The organism is Serratia sp. CY27727, assembly GCF_052169275.1.
Classification (GTDB): Bacteria; Pseudomonadota; Gammaproteobacteria; order Enterobacterales; family Enterobacteriaceae; genus Serratia; species Serratia sarumanii.
Genome location: NZ_JBJNLB010000001.1, coordinates 175,104 through 194,445, shown reverse-complemented (window position 1 = coordinate 194,445; position 19,342 = coordinate 175,104). Strand labels below are relative to the sequence as shown.

22 protein-coding genes are annotated in these 19,342 nt (G+C 60.7%); 9 read left to right on the top strand and 13 right to left on the bottom strand.

The genetic code is table 11. The annotated features are described in order from the left end of the window. Positions 1–277 precede the first annotated feature (277 nt). Positions 278–1,297, top strand: coding sequence for an ADP-ribosylglycohydrolase family protein (locus ACJ8HB_RS00995; RefSeq protein ID WP_047567940.1), 1,020 nt, complete (start codon positions 278–280; stop codon positions 1,295–1,297). A 21-nt stretch (positions 1,298–1,318) separates the two neighbouring features. Here the strand turns inward: ACJ8HB_RS00995 and ACJ8HB_RS00990 are convergent, their stop codons facing one another. Then, positions 1,319–2,083, bottom strand: coding sequence for a GntR family transcriptional regulator (locus tag ACJ8HB_RS00990; RefSeq protein ID WP_039566493.1), 765 nt, complete (start codon positions 2,081–2,083; stop codon positions 1,319–1,321). A 138-nt stretch (positions 2,084–2,221) separates the two neighbouring features. On the opposite strand from ACJ8HB_RS00990, the gene pdxR reads away from it, so the two are divergent. The 3 genes from pdxR to ACJ8HB_RS00975 all read left to right on the top strand — a co-directional run bounded on the left by pdxR (position 2,222) and on the right by ACJ8HB_RS00975 (position 5,024). Next, complete coding sequence (gene pdxR / locus ACJ8HB_RS00985) at positions 2,222–3,736, top strand: MocR-like pyridoxine biosynthesis transcription factor PdxR (RefSeq protein WP_047567937.1); 1,515 nt, start codon at positions 2,222–2,224, stop codon at positions 3,734–3,736. A gap of 115 nt (positions 3,737–3,851) precedes the next feature. Beyond that, entirely contained in the window at positions 3,852–4,304 is a 453-nt protein-coding gene (locus tag ACJ8HB_RS00980; RefSeq protein ID WP_047567935.1) for a GNAT family N-acetyltransferase, read from the top strand. A 15-nt stretch (positions 4,305–4,319) separates the two neighbouring features. Then, entirely contained in the window at positions 4,320–5,024 is a 705-nt protein-coding gene (locus ACJ8HB_RS00975) for a GNAT family N-acetyltransferase (RefSeq protein WP_047567933.1), read from the top strand. Positions 5,025–5,075: 51 nt separating this feature from the next. Here ACJ8HB_RS00975 and purB read toward each other — a convergent pair whose 3' ends face one another. Beyond that, on the bottom strand, positions 5,076–6,446 hold the full coding sequence (purB, locus tag ACJ8HB_RS00970) for an adenylosuccinate lyase (protein ID WP_033638215.1): 1,371 nt from the start codon (positions 6,444–6,446) through the stop codon (positions 5,076–5,078). 22 nt (positions 6,447–6,468) lie between these two features. Continuing rightward, positions 6,469–7,095, bottom strand: coding sequence for a high frequency lysogenization protein HflD (gene hflD, locus ACJ8HB_RS00965; protein WP_033638217.1), 627 nt, complete (start codon positions 7,093–7,095; stop codon positions 6,469–6,471). 331 nt (positions 7,096–7,426) lie between these two features. Here hflD and kup point away from each other — a divergent pair, with 331 nt between their 5' ends. Then, the gene (gene kup / locus ACJ8HB_RS00960; protein WP_033646371.1) at positions 7,427–9,295 is read left to right on the top strand and encodes a low affinity potassium transporter Kup; all 1,869 of its coding nucleotides are present in this window, start codon (positions 7,427–7,429) and stop codon (positions 9,293–9,295) included. Between the two features lie 47 nt (positions 9,296–9,342). Here kup and mnmA read toward each other — a convergent pair whose 3' ends face one another. The 4 genes from mnmA to rluE all read right to left on the bottom strand — a co-directional run bounded on the left by mnmA (position 9,343) and on the right by rluE (position 11,993). Next, positions 9,343–10,443: a tRNA 2-thiouridine(34) synthase MnmA gene (mnmA, locus tag ACJ8HB_RS00955; protein ID WP_033638220.1), complete on the bottom strand. Its 1,101-nt coding sequence runs from the start codon at positions 10,441–10,443 to the stop codon at positions 9,343–9,345. A 106-nt stretch (positions 10,444–10,549) separates the two neighbouring features. Then, positions 10,550–10,996 carry an NUDIX hydrolase gene (locus ACJ8HB_RS00950; protein ID WP_041034763.1) on the bottom strand — a complete coding sequence of 149 codons (447 nt, stop codon included), beginning with the start codon at positions 10,994–10,996 and terminating at the stop codon, positions 10,550–10,552. Between the two features lie 9 nt (positions 10,997–11,005). Next, entirely contained in the window at positions 11,006–11,344 is a 339-nt protein-coding gene (locus tag ACJ8HB_RS00945) for a lysozyme inhibitor LprI family protein (RefSeq protein ID WP_047567930.1), read from the bottom strand. A 22-nt stretch (positions 11,345–11,366) separates the two neighbouring features. Then, entirely contained in the window at positions 11,367–11,993 is a 627-nt protein-coding gene (gene rluE / locus ACJ8HB_RS00940) for a 23S rRNA pseudouridine(2457) synthase RluE (RefSeq protein WP_033653870.1), read from the bottom strand. A gap of 131 nt (positions 11,994–12,124) precedes the next feature. On the opposite strand from rluE, the gene icd reads away from it, so the two are divergent. After that, on the top strand, positions 12,125–13,378 hold the full coding sequence (icd, locus tag ACJ8HB_RS00935; protein WP_033638224.1) for an NADP-dependent isocitrate dehydrogenase: 1,254 nt from the start codon (positions 12,125–12,127) through the stop codon (positions 13,376–13,378). Between the two features lie 74 nt (positions 13,379–13,452). On the opposite strand, the gene uspF is transcribed toward icd, so the two are convergent. From uspF to ACJ8HB_RS00920, 3 genes are all read right to left on the bottom strand, one after another. Beyond that, positions 13,453–13,902, bottom strand: a complete 450-nt coding sequence (gene uspF / locus ACJ8HB_RS00930; protein ID WP_033646368.1) for a universal stress protein UspF — start codon at positions 13,900–13,902, stop codon at positions 13,453–13,455. Between the two features lie 218 nt (positions 13,903–14,120). Continuing rightward, the gene (locus ACJ8HB_RS00925; RefSeq protein ID WP_033653871.1) at positions 14,121–14,348 is read right to left on the bottom strand and encodes a YgdI/YgdR family lipoprotein; all 228 of its coding nucleotides are present in this window, start codon (positions 14,346–14,348) and stop codon (positions 14,121–14,123) included. 12 nt (positions 14,349–14,360) lie between these two features. Further along, positions 14,361–14,594 (bottom strand): YgdI/YgdR family lipoprotein, encoded by a 234-nt coding sequence (locus ACJ8HB_RS00920; protein WP_033638227.1) that lies wholly within the window; start codon positions 14,592–14,594, stop codon positions 14,361–14,363. Positions 14,595–14,940: 346 nt separating this feature from the next. On the opposite strand from ACJ8HB_RS00920, the gene tolA reads away from it, so the two are divergent. Beyond that, positions 14,941–15,384, top strand: coding sequence for a cell envelope integrity protein TolA (gene tolA / locus ACJ8HB_RS00915; protein WP_041037974.1), 444 nt, complete (start codon positions 14,941–14,943; stop codon positions 15,382–15,384). A gap of 161 nt (positions 15,385–15,545) precedes the next feature. Here the strand turns inward: tolA and ACJ8HB_RS00910 are convergent, their stop codons facing one another. After that, entirely contained in the window at positions 15,546–15,836 is a 291-nt protein-coding gene (locus tag ACJ8HB_RS00910; RefSeq protein WP_047567927.1) for a hypothetical protein, read from the bottom strand. 144 nt (positions 15,837–15,980) lie between these two features. On the opposite strand from ACJ8HB_RS00910, the gene ACJ8HB_RS00905 reads away from it, so the two are divergent. Next, entirely contained in the window at positions 15,981–16,400 is a 420-nt protein-coding gene (locus ACJ8HB_RS00905) for a GNAT family N-acetyltransferase (RefSeq protein ID WP_047567925.1), read from the top strand. A 60-nt stretch (positions 16,401–16,460) separates the two neighbouring features. Here ACJ8HB_RS00905 and ACJ8HB_RS00900 read toward each other — a convergent pair whose 3' ends face one another. Next, positions 16,461–17,576, bottom strand: a complete 1,116-nt coding sequence (locus ACJ8HB_RS00900; protein ID WP_033646364.1) for an AI-2E family transporter — start codon at positions 17,574–17,576, stop codon at positions 16,461–16,463. 294 nt (positions 17,577–17,870) lie between these two features. Here ACJ8HB_RS00900 and ACJ8HB_RS00895 point away from each other — a divergent pair, with 294 nt between their 5' ends. Continuing rightward, positions 17,871–18,008, top strand: a complete 138-nt coding sequence (locus ACJ8HB_RS00895; protein WP_162837928.1) for a hypothetical protein — start codon at positions 17,871–17,873, stop codon at positions 18,006–18,008. A 64-nt stretch (positions 18,009–18,072) separates the two neighbouring features. On the opposite strand, the gene ACJ8HB_RS00890 is transcribed toward ACJ8HB_RS00895, so the two are convergent. Next, positions 18,073–19,284 carry an MFS transporter gene (locus ACJ8HB_RS00890; RefSeq protein WP_047567923.1) on the bottom strand — a complete coding sequence of 404 codons (1,212 nt, stop codon included), beginning with the start codon at positions 19,282–19,284 and terminating at the stop codon, positions 18,073–18,075. Between the last annotated feature and the right edge of the window lie 58 nt (positions 19,285–19,342).

Below are 19,342 nucleotides of genomic sequence, written 5' to 3'. Positions count from 1 at the left end.
GTTGACAAAAAGTGCTGAGGCTATGGTAGGTATAACCCGCCCGGCTCGCAAGAGAGCCGAAGCAATGTATTAAAATAAGCGTTATCAATTTGTTCGCCGACATTATCGACAAGTTCTGATAAACGTCGGATAAACAGCGGCGGGGCGACGTTAAACGCAACTTAAACGCGCCGGGCATTGCTCGCGGAAAGAACGTGTGAGCCGGAGCGCTTGATAAGCTTTAAAGGTACTAATAAGGTATTATTGAGGCATCGGCACATTTTCTCAGGAGCGACGGATGAAGCAGTTAACCCAGGGGGAACGCATAGCGGGCGCACTTTACGGACAGATGCTGGGCGACGCGCTCGGCATGCCTTCCGAGCTGTGGCCGCGTGAGCGGGTTAAGCGCCACTTCGGCTGGATAGACGGCTTTCTCGACGGGCCGGCGGAGAACACCGCCGCCTGTTATTTCAAGGCCGGGCAATATACCGACGATACCGCGATGGCATTGGCGTTGGCCGATGCGCTGGTGGAGGCGCAAGGCGAGGTGGTGCCGGAGCTGATCGCCCGCAACGTGATCCGCTGGGTGGACGGTTTTGACGCTTTCAACAAGAACATTCTCGGCCCCAGTTCCAAACTGGCGCTGAGCGAGCAGAAAGCGGGCACACCGATCGCCGAGTTGGAAAACAACGGCATCACCAACGGTGCGGCGATGCGCATTTCGCCTTTGGGCTGCGTGCTGCCTTCCGCGCCGCTGGAGGACTTCTGCCGACAGGTGTGGCTGGCCTGCAGCCCGACGCACAAATCCGACATCGCCGTCGCCGGTGCGGTGGCGATCGCCTGGGCCGTGGCGCGGGCGGTGGAAGGGGCTGACTGGGCCTCCATTCGCCTGGCGTTGCCGGGGGTGGCGGAGTATGCCCAGCGCCGGCAGGAGACGACGTTCAGCCCTTCGCTGGCGGCGCGCATCGAACTGGCGTTTCAGGTGGTGGATGAAGCCACCGGCACCGAGCAGGCCTCCGAGCGGGTGTATCAGCTGATCGGGGCCGGGGTGAGCACCATCGAGTCGGTGCCCGCAGCGCTGGCGATGGTGCAGCTGGCGCAAACCGATCCTACCCGGTGCGCCGTGCTGTGCGCCAACCTGGGCGGCGATACCGACACCATCGGCGCGATGGCCACCGCGATTTGCGGCGCGCTGCACGGCGCCGAGGCGATTGAGCCGGGGCTGCTGGCGGAGTTAAAACGGGTGAATCCGCTGGATATCGGGGTTTACGTTCAGGCGTTCGCGCGTTTTCGCCGCCGCCGGCAGGGCGAGTCGTAAGCCGCCGCGTGACGCAACGGGTCAGCTTTCGCTGGTAAATTCGTACATGTCGCTGCGGCAGAAGCTTTCACTGTATTCGATCGGCTTTTTTTGGTGGTCGAACAGCGTCTGGCGCACGATCAGCAGCGGCATCGGCTCCGAGAGCCGCAGCGCCTGACGGATATCGTCGTCGGCCATCGCCGCGCTGACCTGGCTGCGCAGCGATCCCATCTCCACTTTATTGCGCCGGAAGTAATCGTACAGCGAGATGCCGATCTCGTCGACGTTGGCAATCGCCGCCGCCACCACGTAGGACACCGCCACCGACATTGGCCGCCGATCGATCAGGTGAATGCGTTTGAGTTGGTAGATCGGCGTTCCGGCCGCCAGCTGGAGCTTTTCAGCCAGCTCAGCGCCGGCGGGTATCCGTTCGCGGCTGATCCACTGTGTATCCGGCCGGCGCCCCTGCTGTATTACCTCGCGCGAGAATCCTTTGACGTCCGCCAATGAATAGAACAGCTTCGGCTCGGGCCGCTGCGGTTGGATAAAGGTGCCGTAGCCGCGCGAACGGCCGATGATGCCGTCCTGCTCGAGGCAGGCCAGCGCCTTGCGCACCGTGATGCGCGAGATGCCGAGCCGTTCGGTGAACAGGCGCTCGCTGGGCAAAAAATCCCCCGCATTCAGCAACCCCTGCTCGATGGCCTGGCGCACCGAGGCGTTGAAGCGCAAATACAGCGGCATCGCGCCCGCGCTGGCCAGATCCTGCTGCAGTTTGTCCAGCAGACGCTGGTTGGTCTCCTTGCTCATAGCCGACGGAAGTCCTGTAGCCGCAATGCGATGGCTTATTTAAGGGGATTTCGCCGGGCAGCGCAACTGCCGCCGCCGCCGGGGTGAAATGAGGTAGAGTAGTGCGTCGGCCCCTGAGCCAGGAGAAACAAATACCCCATGAGCGATACCCCACGACACGCGGACGACGCGGCGATCCTGGCCGCCTTCGCGCAGCAGCGGCGGCAAGGCCTGACCCGGCGTTCGGCGCTGCATCAGGCCCTGATACAACTAATCGCCGCCGGAGAACTGGCCTGGCGGACGCAGCTGCCGCCGAGCCGCGCGTTGGCGGCCCGGCTGACGGTGGCGCGCGACACGGTGGAACAGACCTACGCGCGGCTGGAAGCGGAGGGGTTCATCAGCCGAACGGTGGGGCGCGGCAGCTTTGTGCGTTATCGCTGCGACACGCTGCTCGGCCGTGAACTGCTGGCGACGGCGGCAGGGCAAGAGGCGCGGTTGGCGGAGCGCGAGCTGAGCGATCGCGGCCGGGCGCTGCTGTCGGTCAGCCATACGCCGCACACCAGCCGCCAGGCTTCACTGACGCCTTCGCTGGCGGACCTGCGGGCGTTTCCCATCGAGCAATGGTTGCAGCAGGAAAAGCAGGCGCTACGGCGGCACGGCGAGCGGCTGTTGGGGTATGCCGATCCGCAAGGGTTGCCGGAGCTGCGCGCGGAGATCGCGCGCTATCTGCAGCGGGAGCGGGGCGTGAAGGCGACGGCGGAACAGGTGATCGTGGTGACCAGCTCTCAGCAGGCGTTGGCGCTGTGTACCCAGGTGCTGTTCGATCCCGGCGATGCGGTGTTCGTCGAAGAGCCGGGTTACCAAGGGGCGAAAAAGCTGGTGCAGTCGGCGGGGCTGCAGGCGCGGCCGATCGGCATCGACGAGCAGGGACTGGACGTCGGGCAGTTGATGCAGGCCTCGGGCGGCGGACGGGGCGTTTACATCACGCCGTCCCATCACTACCCGCTGGGGTATTCGCTGAGCCTCGAGCGGCGGCTGGCGCTGCTGCAGTGGGCGCAGCGGCAGCGGGCCTGGATCATCGAAGACGACTACGACGCCGAGTTCAACTATGACCGGCAAACCAAGGCGGCATTGCAGGGGCTGGACAGCGGCGGGCGCACGCTGTACATCGGCACCTTCAGCAAGACGCTGTTTCCGGGGCTGCGCATCGGTTTCATGATTGCGCCGCCGCAGCTGGTGCGGCCATTGGTCGCCGCCAGGCAGTTTCAGGACGGCTACACGTCGGCTCTGGCGCAGATGACGCTGTTCCACTTCCTGCACGAGGGCGGCTACGCCGAGCATCTGCGCAATATGCGCACGCTGTACAAGGCGCGGTTGGACGTGCTGTACGACGCGGTGCATCGTCACCTGGCGGCCTGGACGCGCCCGGCGTTGCCGCAGGGCGGGCTGCAGTTGGTGTGCCCGTTGGCGGATGCGGCGACGGAGCGGCGGCTGGTGGCGGCCGCCGCCGAACGGGGGATTCGGCTGTACGGCCTGGCGGACTTCTACACCGGCACGCCGCAGCGCGGGGCGCTGGTGCTCGGCTTCTCGGCCTATACGCCGGATGAGATCGTGCGCTTTATCGCGACGCTGGCGCAGGTGTTCAACGCGCTGCCGGTGGCAAGCGACGGCTAAAATTGGTCTGCTCTGCGTTTCGTATTGGTCCGTATTGTACCGTCGCCGCGCGGTGTATTCTGCCGCTATCCGGTTATTTCCCTAATGGAAATAACATCTTACTCCGTGAGGCGCTATGAACCCATACAACCCTGAAGTGACTATCCGCAGAATCAATGGCGGCGACAAAGCGCAATGGCTGGCGCTGTGGCAGGGCTATCTCGATTTTTACCGCGCCGACGTGGCGCCACAGGTGACCGATCGCACCTTCGAACGCCTGGGGCAGGATGAACAGGTGTACGGGCTGGTGGCGCAGGATGCCGACGGCCGGCTGCTGGGGCTGATGAACCTGGTGTTCCACCCGTCCACCTGGAGCGCGGTCGGCTATTGTTATATCGAGGATCTCTATGTGTCGCCGCAGGCGCGCGGCCACAAGGTGTCGGAAAAGCTGTTCGAACAGGCGTATCGCTTGGCAGAGATGCGCGGCAGCGATCGGGTCTACTGGATGACCCAGGAGTACAACGCGCCGGCGCGCTCGCTGTACGACAAAATCGGCAGAAGAAGCTCGTTTATCGTTTATACCCGTTAACCGCAGGAGGCGTGTATGGCAATGAATCGTTATGGTCAGCCGGTCGGAGAACTGATGCCGGATTGGCAGCCGGCTCGCCGCCCCGGCGGCGCGACGCTCGGCGGGCGTTTCTGCTCGCTGGCGCCGCTCGAGCCGCAGCGGGATTACGCCGCGCTGTTCGAGGCGTTTCAGCTGGCGCCGGACGGCCGCGACTGGACCTATCTGTCCATCGAACGGCCCGATACGCCGGCGGCGATGTTGCAGCATCTGGAGACGCTGCAGGCCAACCCGGCGCTGGTTAATCTGACGGTGTTCGACGCCGCCAGCGATGCGCCGGTGGGCACGGTGGCGCTGATGCGCATCGACGAAGCCAACGGGGTGCTGGAGATCGGCCACGTCAGCTGGTCGCCGTTGATGAAACAGCGCTCCAGCGCCACCGAGGCCATCGCGCTGCTGCTGCGCTATGCCTTCGACACGCTGGGCTACCGCCGCTGCGAGTGGAAGTGCGACAGTCATAACGCGCCGTCCCGCCAGGCCGCGCTGCGCTTTGGCTTTCGCTACGAGGGCAACTTCCGCTTCGCGGTGATCGTCAAGGGGCGCAGCCGGGATACCGACTGGTTCGCCATCACCGCCGACCGCTGGCCGACGGTGCGGCAGGCGCTGGCGCGCTGGCTGAGTGCGGACAACTTCGATGCGCAGGGGCGGCAGATAGCCCGGCTGCAGGTGCTGCGCGGCGAATAGCAAAGAAAAAGGCGGCCCGCAGGCCGCCTTGTCGTTGTCAGGCTAAAGCGCTTATTTCAGCTCGTCGACCATGGTGGTGGCGCGGCCGATGTAGTTGGCCGGGGTCATCGCCTTCAGACGGGTTTTCTCTTCTTCCGGCAGCGCCAGGCCATCGATGAACGCCTGCATGCCGGCGGCGTCCACGCGCTTGCCGCGGGTCAGCTCTTTCAGTTTCTCGTAAGGCTTCTCGATGCCGTAGCGGCGCATCACGGTCTGGATCGGCTCGGCCAGCACTTCCCAGTTGTGATCCAGTTCGTCCAGCAGGTGCGCCTGGTTCACTTCCAGCTTGCTGATGCCTTTGAGGGTGGCCTGATAGGCGATCAGCGCGTAGCCCAGGCCTACGCCCAGATTACGCAGCACGGTGGAGTCGGTCAGGTCGCGCTGCCAGCGGGACACCGGCAGTTTGCCCGCCAGGTGGCCCAGCACGGCGTTGGCCAGGCCCAGGTTGCCTTCGGAGTTTTCGAAGTCGATCGGGTTGACCTTGTGCGGCATGGTGGAAGAGCCGATTTCGCCGGCGATGGTCTTCTGCTTGAAGTGGTTCAGGGCGATGTAGCCCCAGATGTCGCGGTCGAAGTCGATCAGAATGGTGTTGAAACGCGCTACGCAGTCGAACAGCTCGGCGATGTAGTCATGCGGCTCGATCTGGGTGGTGTACGGGTTCCAGGTGATGCCGAGCGAGGTCACGAACGCTTCGCTGAACTGATGCCAGTCCACTTCCGGGTAAGCGACGATGTGGGCGTTGTAGTTGCCGACCGCGCCGTTGATTTTACCCATGATCTCCACGCGCTCCAGCTGGCGGTACTGGCGCTCCATGCGGTAAGCCACGTTGGCGAACTCTTTGCCGACGGTCGACGGGGTCGCCGGCTGGCCGTGGGTGCGCGACAGCAGCGGAATATCGCGGTATTCCAGCGCCAGCCCTTTCAGCGCGTCGATGATCTTGCGCCAGTAAGGCAGCACCACGTCCTGACGGGCGCTTTGCAGCATCAGCGCATGCGATAAGTTGTTGATGTCTTCGGAGGTGCAGGCGAAGTGGATGAACTCGGACACCGCGTGCAGCGCAGGCACCGCCGCCACTTTTTCCTTCAGGAAATACTCGACCGCTTTCACGTCGTGGTTGGTGGTGCGCTCGATGGTTTTGATGCGCTGAGCGTCTTCTTCATTGAATTCCGCGACGATTTTGTCGAGGAAAGCGTTTGCGTCGGCGTCAAAAGCGGGAACTTCCTTGATTTCTGCGCAGGCCGCCAGTTTTTGCAGCCAACGTACTTCAACCTGTACGCGGAATTTCAGCAGACCGTATTCGCTGAAAATGGGGCGCAGTGCGCTGACTTTATCACCGTAGCGTCCATCAACGGGGGAAACGGCGGTCAGTGAGGATAATTCCATCGGTAGCAACTCCTGGGATCGATTAACAATGAGCAACGATATTTTGCGCCTGCTTGAACAGACGATTACGGGAAAACATTAACTGCAGGCGGCTGCCGCCGACCTGTTGCCACAGCACGGCGGCGCGAATGCCGGCCAGCAGCGTGGCACGAACCTTGGCCTGCACCTGCGGGTTCTGCAAGATAGCCGGCGAGCCGGTCACCTGGATGCGCGGCCCGAGCGGGCTGACCACGTCGACGTAAATGCCGGCCAGCGCGCTGATGATGGTGTCCGACTCAAGATCGAAGTGCGCCAGCTGGCGTTCGAGCTGGCTGAGGCGTTCACCGAGCGTGTTCATCGCCTGTTTGTTGGCGTTGAGTTTGCGCTCCAGCACCATCAGGCTGATGGTGTAGCGGGTCAGTTCCGCGCCCGGCCCTTTGTTGTTGGCGTTAAGCACGCCCATCAGGGTTTCGAGGCCGACCATCAAATTGCGTTCTTCACCGCCGAACACCGCCAGCGTGGAGGGCGGGTCCATCTGCAGCAGGCTTTTCAGCGAGGTCTGAAAGGCTTCGCGGTTGCATTGCCCTTCATGGGCCAACTGCTGAACCAAACGCGCCGACTGGCTGATACCCGCCATGGCCAGCGTGATGTCATAATAATTCTTCGCCACGATTACTCCTGTAAACGCTGTGAACGGTACATGGCTTACTGCATAAGGTTGTGTGTATCGCAGGGGTAACGGCGGCGGCCGCGAACGGTAACGAACGGGCGTGGCTGTAACAACGATGACAACGAATGCCGCGGATCATGCCACAAAATCGAGGCTAAACCCAGCGTCTAATACGCCCGAGACGAGGCGGAGGCACCGTACGGCGCAGAACTGCGCAGACAGGCGGCGAAAATCGCCGGCGCGGCGGCGCGAACTTATTGTTGCGGCAGCAAATAAAGTGCGGCGGCTGCATCTATACTGCCAACGTGAGCCCTCAAATAAAGACCTTAATATGCATGTAAAAAACAAGCAGCCGCTGCCGGCGGTAACGCTGGCGGCCATCGGCGTGGTGTACGGCGATATCGGCACCAGCCCGCTGTATACCCTGCGCGAATGCCTGACGGCGGAGGAGGGCATCACCATGACGCCGGCCTCAATCTACGGCTTTTTGTCGCTGATTTTCTGGCTGCTGACGCTGGTGGTGTCCATTAAATACATTTGTTTCGTGATGCGCGCCGACAACGACGGCGAGGGCGGGATCCTGACGCTGATGTCGCTGGCGATCCGCAGGCTGGATGCGCGCTGGGTGCCGGCGGCGGTGCTGATCGGGCTGGTGGGCGGCAGCTTCTTTTACGGCGACGGGGTGATCACCCCGGCCATTTCGGTGCTTTCGGCCATCGAGGGGCTGCAGATTATCGCCCCCGAACTGGACAGCTTTATCGTGCCGCTGTCGCTGCTGGTGCTGACCGCGTTGTTCGCGATACAAAAGCGCGGCACCGGCAGCGTCGGCAAACTGTTCGCCCCGGCGATGGTTATCTGGTTCCTGACGCTCGCGCTGCTGGGCATCGGCGGCATTCTGCAGCACCCTGGCGTGCTGCGGGCGCTGAACCCTTACTGGGCGGTGAATTTCTTCCTCGAATACAAGACGGTGTCCTTTTTTGCGCTGGGTATGGTGGTGCTGTCGGTCACCGGCGCCGAAGCGCTGTACGCCGATATGGGCCACTTCGGTAAAAAGCCGATCCGTCTGGCGTGGTTTACGCTGGTGGCGCCGGCGCTGGTGCTGAACTACTTCGGCCAGGGGGCGCTGCTGCTGACCAATCCGGCGGCGATCAACAACCCGTTCTTCCTGCTGGCGCCGACCTGGGCGCTGATCCCGCTGCTGGTGATCGCCACGCTGGCGACGGTGATCGCCTCGCAGGCGGTAATCTCCGGCGTATTCTCGCTGACGCGGCAGGCGGTGCGGCTGGGCTACCTGCCGCCGATGCGCATCATCTATACCTCCGATCAGGAGTCCGGGCAGATCTACATTCCGGTGGTGAACTGGCTGCTGTTCGCAGCGGTGCTGATCGTGATTATCAGTTTCAAACACTCCAGCAACCTGGCCTCGGCTTACGGCATCGTGGTGACCGGCACCATGCTGCTGTCGTCGATTTTGCTGAGCATCGTGGCGGTGAAAAACTGGGGCTGGCCGCGCGCGCTGGGCGGGCTGATGCTGGTTGTCATGCTGTGCATCGACGTACCGCTGTTCGGCGCCAACCTGATCAAGCTGGCGACCGGCGGCTGGCTGCCGGTGGTGCTGGGGCTGATGATTCTGCTGATCATGCTGACCTGGAAGACCGAGCGCTCGCGCCTGATCCGCCGGCTGCGCGACAACCAGGAGGGGCTGAGCGCGCTGATCGAATCGCTGGAGGAGGCGCCGCCGAAGCGGGTGCCGGGCACCGCGGTGTTTATGGAGCGCACGCCGCACGCGGTGCCGCTGGTGCTATTGCATAACCTGAAGCACAACAAGGTGCTGCATGAGCGCGTGGTGCTGCTGACCATCGTCACCACCGACATGCCGTACGTGCATAACGTGCAGCGGGTGGCGATCGAACAGCTGTCCGCGAGTTTCTGGCGGGTGGTGGCGAGCTACGGCTGGCGCGAGACGCCCAACGTCACGGACATCCTTTACCGCTGTGGGTTGGAGGGGATGAGCTTCACCATGAACGAGACCTCGTTCTTTATGTCGCGCGATACGCTGGTGCTGGGCAAGCGGCCCTGGTATTTGCGCGTGCGCGGCAAGGTGTTCCAGCTGTTGCAGCGCAATGCGCTGCGCGCGCCGGATCTGTTCGAAATCCCGCCGAATCGGGTGATCGAACTGGGGGCGCAGGTGGAATTTTGAATAAAAAAACGCTGCGGTAAACGCAGCGTTTTTCTTTTGCCGGGCAGTTACGCCAGGCGCTGTTCGATGATGCCGCCGCCGAGGCAGATTTCGCCCTGGTAGAACACCGCCGACTGGCCGGGGGTGACGGCGGAGACCGGTTCGTCGAAACGCACTTCGATGCGTTCGCTGTCGAGCGGGGTCACGGTGCAAGGGATATCCTGCTGGCGATAGCGGGTCTTCACCGTGCAGCGGAACGGGCCGCTCAGCGGCAGGCGATCCACCCAGTGCAGCTGCTGCGCGATAAGGCCGGTAGACATCAGGCGCGGGTGATCGTGCCCCTGGGCGACCACCAGCACGTTGTTGGCCACGTCTTTATCCACCACGTACCACGGATCTTCGCTGCTGTCTTTCAGGCCGCCGATGCCCAGCCCTTTGCGCTGGCCCAGGGTGTGATACATCAGGCCCTGGTGCTCGCCGACGGTCTGGCCGTCAACGCTGACGATCGGGCCCGGCTGCGCCGGCAGGTAACGGCCGAGGAAGTCGCGGAACTTGCGCTCGCCGATAAAGCAGATGCCGGTAGAATCTTTCTTCTTGGCGGTGACCAGCTCCAGCTGCTCGGCGATGCGGCGCACCTCCGGCTTCTCCAGCTCGCCGACCGGGAACAGGCTTTGCGCCACCTGCTCGTGGCTCAGGGTGTAGAGGAAGTAGCTCTGATCCTTGTTGCCGTCGACGCCGCGCAGCAGGCGGCTCTTGCCGTCCACGTCCTGGCGGCGCACGTAGTGGCCGGTGGCGATGAAATCGGCCCCCAGATCTTCGGCGGCGAACTCCAGGAAGGCTTTGAATTTGATCTCTTTATTGCACAGGATGTCCGGGTTCGGCGTGCGGCCGGCCTTGTACTCTTCCAGGAACAGCTCAAACACGTTGTCCCAGTATTCCGCCGCAAAGTTCACCGTGTGCAGTTCGATGCCCAGCTTGTCGCAGACCGCTTGCGCGTCGGCCAGATCGGTCGCGGCGGAGCAGTACTCTTCGTCGTCGTCTTCTTCCCAGTTCTTCATGAACAGCCCAGCGACCTGATAGCCCTGTTGCTGTAACAGATAGGCGGTAACGGAAGAGTCGACGCCGCCGGACATACCGACGATTACTTTTTTCTGGCTGTTGTCTGACATGGGGATCTCACGAACTTGAACACGAACCGTGCTGATAAAAACAAGCGCAGGATTTTACCACGTTGGCCGCGCCGGCGCACTGTTCATCTTGTGCTGCCCCGCGCCCTTAAAACGGCCAGGCGAAGCTGCCGACCAGCGACAGCGGGTAGCGCTCCGGCTGCTGGTAGCTGCGAATGCTCTCCGCCACCAGCGCGGAACGCAGGTTAGGCGCCTGCAAGATCTCGTCGGCGCTCAGCCACAGGCAGCGATCGATGTCGCTGTCGTGCGGCTCGGTCGGCAGCGGCTGTTCCAGCTCGATAACGAAGCAAAAACGCAGGAACGGCGTGCGATCCGGCGCGATCCACTGGTGCAGGCGCAGAAACGCCTGCGGCGCGGCGCGGATGCCGGTCTCTTCCCACAGCTCGCGCTCGGCGGCCTGCACCAGCGTCTCGTCGGCCTCCAGGTGGCCGGCCGGCTGGTTCCACAGCGCTTTGCCGTTGATGGTCTCTTCGACCACTAAAAATTTGCCGGCGGCGTGCACCACGCAGGCCACGGTGACGTGCGGTTTGAACATGCGCTCTCCTTACAGCGGTTTGTCGATGCGCCGGTAGATGTCGTCCAGCTCGGCGATGCGGGTGCGATAACTTTTGAGCAGGCAGGCGGTGTCGCCGCCGCACCGCTGGCGTTTTGCCAGCCAGGCCTGCTGGCTGTCCTGCATCGCGCCGCGCGCGCCCATGGCGAACAGGCCGCGCAGGAATTGGTATTTTGTGGCCATTTGCACGTCCAGATCGTTCAGCGTGCGGTTGGCGCAGATGGCGCGTTCATCGCTGCCTGCCGCCTTGGCGCAGTCGAAGCTGGCGGCCTGGGCGGCGAGCGGGGCCGCCAGTGCGGTGAACAGCAGCGCGGTCAGTGTGTTCCTCATGGCGCCTCCATCAGTTATCGGTCTACAGGGAATCGATGCTTTTCCATTCACCAGGTTGCAGTGAACCCAGCGAAAGATTACCCATACTGTAGCGAATCAGGCGCAGGGTAGGGAACCCGATATGCGCCGTCATGCGACGCACCTGGCGGTTTCGCCCTTCATACAGGGTGATTTTCAGCCAGCAAGTGGGGATGGATTTACGTTCGCGGATCGGCGGGTTGCGTGGCCACAGCCACTGCGGCTCGGCCACCAGCTCCACCCCGGCGGGCAGCGTGGGGCCGTCTTTCAGCGTGACGCCGCTGCGCAATGGCGCCAGATCGCTCTCCTGCGGCGCGCCCTCGACCTGCACATAATAGATTTTGCCGGTGCGCTTGCCCGGTTGGGTGAGCTGCGCCTGCAGCTGGCCGTCGTTGGTCAGCACCAGCAGCCCTTCGCTGTCGCGATCCAGACGCCCGGCGGCGTAAACGTCGGGGAAGGGGATGTACTCTTTCAGCGTGGCGCGGCCGGCTTCGTCGGTGAACTGCGGCAGCACGTCGAAGGGCTTGTTGAATAACACAATTCGGCGCGGCCCTTTCGGCGCGGCGGGTTTGGCGGCATTCGGCTTGCTGAATCGTTTAACTTTGTGATTTCTAACAGAGAATTTTTTCATAACGGTTGAGATTACGGATGATAAGCGCATTATAACCGAATCCGTTTCGGATTGGCGCGGACCGAATATTCAAGTAGTATCTACACGCATCTTACAAAGCATTAACAAAATTGCGCTTGAAGGAGAGGTTGATGGAAAGCAAAGTAGTTGTTCCGGCAGAAGGTAAAAAAATCACGGTTGACGCCCAGGGTAAACTGGTTGTTCCTCATAACCCGATCATCCCGTTCATCGAAGGCGACGGCATCGGCGTTGACGTGACTCCTGCCATGATCCACGTGGTTGATGCGGCCGTTAAAAAGGCTTACCACGGCGAACGTAAAATCTCCTGGATGGAAATCTACACCGGCGAAAAATCTACCCACGTTTACGGTAAAGACGTGTGGCTGCCGGACGAAACTCTGGACCTGATCCGCGACTACCGCGTCGCCATCAAAGGCCCCCTGACCACCCCGGTCGGCGGCGGCATCCGTTCTCTGAACGTGGCCCTGCGCCAGCAGCTGGACCTGTATGTGTGCCTGCGCCCGGTGCGTTACTACCAGGGCACCCCAAGCCCGGTGAAACAGCCTGAGCTGACCGACATGGTGATCTTCCGTGAAAACGCCGAAGACATCTACGCCGGCATCGAGTGGAAAGCCGGCTCCGCCGAAGCGGACAAAGTGATCAAATTCCTGCGCGACGAAATGGGCGTGAAGAAAATCCGCTTCCCGGAGCAGTGCGGTATCGGCGTGAAGCCATGCTCCGAAGAAGGGACCAAGCGTCTGGTGCGTGCGGCGATCGAATACGCCATCACCAACGACCGTGACTCTGTGACCCTGGTTCACAAAGGCAACATCATGAAGTTCACCGAAGGTGCCTTCAAGGATTGGGGCTATGAGCTGGCGCGCGAAGAGTTCGGCGGTGAGCTGATCGACGGCGGCCCATGGCTGAAGATCAAGAACCCGAACACCGGCAAAGAGATCGTGGTTAAAGACGTGATCGCCGACGCCTTCCTGCAGCAGATCCTACTGCGCCCGGCGGAATACGACGTGATCGCCTGTATGAACCTGAACGGCGACTACATCTCCGACGCCCTGGCGGCCCAGGTCGGCGGCATCGGCATCGCACCGGGCGCCAACATCGGCTCCGACTGCGCGCTGTTCGAAGCGACTCACGGCACCGCGCCGAAGTACGCCGGCCAGGACAAAGTGAACCCAGGCTCCATCATCCTGTCCGCAGAGATGATGCTGCGTCACATGGGATGGTTCGAAGCGGCTGACCTGATCGTTAAAGGCATGGAAGGCGCCATCGCCGCCAAGACCGTGACCTATGACTTCGAACGCCTGATGGAAGGCGCTAAGCTGCTGAAATGTTCAGAGTTTGGCGACGCTATCGTAGAGCACATGTAAGTGTGTTTGGCGTTTGAATAAGAGCGGGAGCCTTAGGGCTCCCGTTTTTTTATTGTTCAAATGGGCATGGGATATCAAGGATTGGCCGATTCACGCACCACCAGCACCGGGCAATTGGCGTGGCGCACGACGGCGGTGGCATTGGAGCCGAGGAGGTAAGTGATCGCAGAAGGGCGGTTGGACCCCATCACAATAATCTCCGCGTTAAGCGCATCAGCGAGTTCCAGGATCTGATCTTTGGGATCGCCGACGGCCACATGCGTGGTCACTCTATCTTCAGGCACGCTGAATTCTTTGGCCGCTTTCGCCAACCCTTCGGTCGCTACCGCAATGATTTCGTCTTTGGTTTCTATCGCCGCTGTGGCGGCAAAGCCGAAAGCGGCGTAGGTGGCGCGTGACGGGATCACCGCCAGAAAATGGACGTGGGAGTCTTCGAGCCTGGCGAGCGCGTTGACATGTGGGATGACCTGCTGCGTTAATTCCGGCTCGGTAATATCGACTGGAACCAAGATAGTTTTATACATACTCCCTCCTTATCATTATCAAATAACTCCACTTCTTGGATTATAGCTGTTCGACGCAGGGAAAGGAGAGATCCGTATGGCAAACCTGAGAGCGTTGTCTGCTGAAATGTCAGGTGTTTATCGACGTTATCGTTAAATGCAGGCAAGTACGCCGGGTTTTAGAGTAGAAAGGGAGCCATTGGCTCCCTTGGTGTTAGCTGGCTAAGGTTATCGGAACCTTAATGAGGGATCTCTGAAACCTCTTTGACTTCCGTCTTGTTGATTTGCTGTTTAACGCCATTGGCGTCGGTATAACCGAGCAACCCGGCAGCGGTTTCTTTCGGCTTGCCGTCACTGATGAGCGTTCGACCGTCGTGGGTATGGATGGCGTAGCTGGTGCGTGTGCAGCCTGACAGTGCGGCGATGGCAACCAGGGCGATCGCGGGAAGAACAAGCGTTTTTTTCATTTGAAGCTCCTTTTAGTTATCCAACTCACTCATGTTTGCAATCTGGTCTCGATTGATCTGTTCCGTTTTGCCCGTTTCAGCGTTTCGATAGGAGACTAACCCGGTATCTGTATCGACCTGAGGTTTGCCGTCGGTGACAATGGTCTTGCCATCCGTTGTTTTGATCGCCTGATTGGAAGCGCAGCCCGCAATGAACATCACCGTAGTTGCAGCAAGAAGCGCGGCAAAGAGTCGTTTGCTTTTCATACCTACCATCCTGGTTACTTAAACGAATTTAATATCAGGAAAATAAGTATAGGCAGATTTTCCAGATTGCCAGGGTTGAAAGTGCTTATGGTGGGATAAAAAAGTAAGAATAACTTAATTTATTGATGGGGTGATTACCCATTCGGGAGATGTCGACAGGTCAGGGGGCTCAGGCGTACGGCCCGGTGAGGGGGTTAGGGTTTCATATCATCATCTACTCACGATTTTCCGCGTGCCAGTGCGTGATGTCATTGGTGGTTTGGCGTTAATTCTGTATAAGTATTCACCGGGGATCTTTTCGAATACAACGTTGATTCGGCTGATTATCATCCATAAGGAAAGGGATATGAAAATAACGCATTCAGGCTATAAAACCGGCGCCGCCACATTATTGGCGGCGATGCTCGCACTGGCATTAATGGGGTGTGCCAAGAGCACTGCCCCCAGCCAATCCGTTCCGGCGAATAAAGAGGTCGATGATCTTTTTGCCAACCTTGGTAACCCAAAGACGCCTGCGCCGGGAAAAGAGAAAGAACAGTATTTTGCCCAGTTGCTGGCCGTGATTCAAAGCCATTTGAAAGATGCAGAAGCCTACTCAGGCAGAAGTTGTACATTGCGCATCAAGCTGGCGCCGGATGGTCTGCTGATCAGCGTTCGGGCTGAACAAGGGGAGCCGCAACTTTGCCAGGCCGCGATAAAGGCAATCGTCAATGCGCGTTTGCCTAAGCCGCCAACGGCCGCGGTTTACGAAGCGGTCAACAACGGCACGTTGGAGTTTCGGCCGATATGAAAATAAAGGGCGACAACTGCGATGCCAGATAATTAAACCAAAGTCGCAGGCCGTACTTTCATGCGGCCTGTGAGTATTGGGTTGTGCAATATTTCGTATAGCGTTTCCTAATGCTGAAGCCAGTCTTTTCGGCATTATTTCACGGCATATGTTGCCAAGACTTACCGATACATCATTGCGCTCACGCGCTCGCTTCGATCTTTAAAACCGTTGCTGCGCATCGTGACCACGTAATAGCGGTAGTGGTGTTTCTGCGCGTACTCGCGCACCAGCTCTTCGGCAAACAGGCCGCTGAAGGTGACGGTGGTGACGAAGGTCAGCCCTTTCACTTCGTAGGTGCTGATCTCTTGCGGAGTGCCGATATACGGCGGCGGGAACACGGTTTTGTGGAACTGGCAACCTGTCAGCAGCAGGGTAAACAGCAGGGCGGCGGAGATTTGCGGTATTTTCATCGGGAAATGTTTCCTTCCTTGGCGTGTTTTTAGTAACTCTATAATAGGATTACAAAATTTGGCGGGGATGTAAAAATTATCCCGCTTCGGTTGCCGTTTCGTTGAAGCGGCACCGCCGTCATCCATACGAATGAGGGGTTAAATATGCTTGTGCGCCTTGCTGCTGAAACCGATGCCGCAGCGCTGATCGCCCTGGACAGCGTTGCTCAGAATGCGCCGCAGCGTGCGGCGCAAATCCGCGCCTGGTGCGCGCAGGGCATCTGTTTTCTTGCCGAGGAACAGGGCATGGTGATGGGCTATGGGGTGCTGCACTATCACTTCTTCGGCTGCGGCTTTATCGAGATGTTGATGGTCGGCGAGCGCTATCGCCGCCGGGGCGTCGGGCAGGCGCTGATTGCGGCGTTGAAGTCCCATTGCCGGCACCCGAAGCTGTTCACCTCCACCAATCGCTCCAACCTGCCGATGCAGCGGCTGCTGCTGAACGCCGGATTTGTCGCCAGCGGCCAGATTGACAATCTCGATGACGGCGATCCGGAGCAGGTCTTTTTTATCCCGGCGCGCTGATACAAAACCACTGACAAAAAAGGGGCCCATTGGGCCCCTGCGTGATTCGCTGCGGGAGGTTTACTCCACCGCGTCGGGATGATTTTTGCCTTCCTCGATAAACGCTTCGTCGATCTCTTCGATGTTCTCCTCGCTGTCGCGGCCGGACAGAATGTTCCAGCAGGCGATGAACAGCGCGGCGATCAAGGGGCCGATGACGAAGCCGTTGATGCCGTAGATCTCCATGCCGCCCAGGGTGGAGATCAGGATCAGGTAGTCCGGCATTTTGGTGTCTTTGCCCACCAGCAGCGGGCGCAGAATGTTGTCCACCAGGCCGATCACCACCACGAAGAACACTACCAGGAAAATGGCTTTCCATAGCATGCCGGTAGCGAAGAAATAGATCACCGCCGGCACCCAGATGATAGCGGAGCCTACGGCCGGGATAATCGACAGGAACGCCATCAGCGCGCCCCACAGCAGGCTGCCGTCGATGCCGGTAAAGTAAAACGCCAGCCCGCCGAGCGCGCCTTGCACCACGGCGACCACCACCGTGCCCTTGACGGTGGCGCGGGAGACGGCGGCGAACTTCACGAACAGGTGGTGTTTTACGTGCTGGGAGAGCGGCAGCGCTTCGAGCGCCAGGTTCACCAGATAGGGGCCGTCTTTCAGCAGGAAGAACAGCAGGTAGAGCATCACGCCGAAGCCGACGACGAAGTTGAAGGTGCCCTTGCCGATCAGGAAGACGCTGCCCGCCAGATATTGCCCGCCCTTGAGCGCCACCTCGGAAAGCTGTTTTTGTATCTCGGCGGCGCTGTTGAGGTTATGTTCCGCCAGGAAGCGCTGCGCCCAACCGGGCAGGTGGCGCATAAAGTCCGCCAGCATGGTCGGCAACTGGCTGTTGTTGGTCTGCAGCTTGGTGTAGATCACGTTGAATTCCATCGCCAGCGACGAGGCGATGATCGCCAACGGTGTGAACACGATCAGGCAGATCAGCGCCACCGTCAGCAGCGACACCACGCCGTTGCGTTCGCCGACGTACTGCTTCAGCTTCTTTTTCACCGGATGGAAAATCACCGCCAGAATGACCGCCCACAGCACCGAGGAGTAGTAAGGCCCCAGCACGTCGAGAAAGGCGGCGGTAACGATGAACAGGATCAGAATAAAGAATCCCTTGGAAATGCCTTTAGACATCATAGTCGTCCCTCAAAAGATGAATTTTCAGCATAGATGAACTGAATGAAAACAACACTATCATCACCTTTACTTAACCGGTAGGGGATTTTTAGTGGCGTATTCCATAGGGTTATTAAGGGCAAGGCGGGCGCCGCAGGGTGAACAGACGGCGGCGTGAGAAAAGAAAGAGGGCTAAATAATTAACAAAATTTATCGATTGTGTTTCATTTTGTGAGCCGCGCTTGCCGCCTGCGCCAGGCTTTCCTAGTGTTGATGAGGGCGGCCGTTCGCCCGATACCACGAAGGAGTATGCAAATGACTGAACACAAACGACTCGGCGTCATCGAGAAGACGCTACTGATCGCCTTTGCCGGCCTGCTGGTGTATTTCGCGGCCACCGGCGCCTTGTCATTGTCGGGTCTCGATCATCATTGGCCTTATCCTTCGCGATAGGCAGGCATCTGCACCAGGGAAAATTCAGCACCGCTTATAACAAACAGAACAACCTTTCTGCTTATCACCCCGCCTTATGCCGCCGGCTGAGAAAAGCCAGCGCCAACAGCGCCCCTGACACGGCCGCCGCCAGCACCAGCCAGGCCGGGGCCGCCCAACCGGCTGCGGCCACGATGGCGCTCAGCGCAACCGGGCCGATCACCTGGCCGAGATAGTTCCCCTGCATCACCAGCCCCAGGCTCAGCGGCAGCAGCGTCGGTTCCGGCGTCGCCGCCGGCGTGGCGGCCAGAATGGTGGCGGGCAGCATGCCGGCGATGGCGCAGAACAGGAAACACAGCGGGATCAGCAGGGCGTTGGGCGTTATCGGCAAGAAAATGCCGATGCCGAAGACGCCGATGATCAGGCTGGTGGCCGCGAGCAGGCTACCGGCACGCAGACCGCGCGACAGCAAGAGCCCGGCGGTGAGGTTGCCGATGATGTTCGCCGCCACCGCCGCCGCGCTGATACCGCCGGCGGCCGCCAGCGTCAGACCGATGCGCTGCATCAGGAAGATCGGCAGGAAGGTCATCACCGAGAAAAATTGCAGGTTGTAGGCGGCGAACATCAGCGCCAGCAACAGCGGTCGGCGCGCCCGCAGCAGGGCGCCCAGCGCTTGCCGCAGCGGCAAGGACGATGCGTGCGCCTCGGCGGTGCGGCGGGACGTGGTCAGCGGCAGCAGCAGGGCGGCCAGCAGCGTCAGGGCCGCTCCGGCCTGCCAACTCTGCTGCCAGCCGGCGAGATGGGGGCCGAAAAACAGCGAAATGGCGATGCCCGCCGGCATGAAGGTGCTCCAGATGCCGAACACCAGGCTGCGCTGCGCCGGGGCGACGATGCGGTTCAGCACCGCCGGCGAGGCGACCACCACGATCACGAAGCCGAGGCCTTCGACAAAGCGGCTGACGATCAACCCGCTGAAGTCGTGCAGCGCGGCGCCGGTAAAGCTGGCGGCGCTGATGATCAGCAGCCCGAGCGCCAGCAGCCGCCGATCGCCCCAGCGGCGCACCAGCAGCCCGGCGGCGATGCCGCCGAACACCCCGACGAAGGGAAAGGCCGAAATAACCCAGCTCAGCGCTTCGAGCGAACGGCCGAACTCGGCCTCCAGCGCCGGCAGCGCGATGGTGGCCTTGCCCACGTGCAGCGCCGCGGCGATGCCGGCGAACAGCACGTTGATGACGGCTAGCCAGGGCGTGGCGGCGGGGAGAACGCGGCCGATGGCGTCCGGTTTAATCGCGGTCATAACACTCTCCAGTGGCGGTAACGCCATCACTATGTGCTCTTGCAACGGCTGAGGTCGT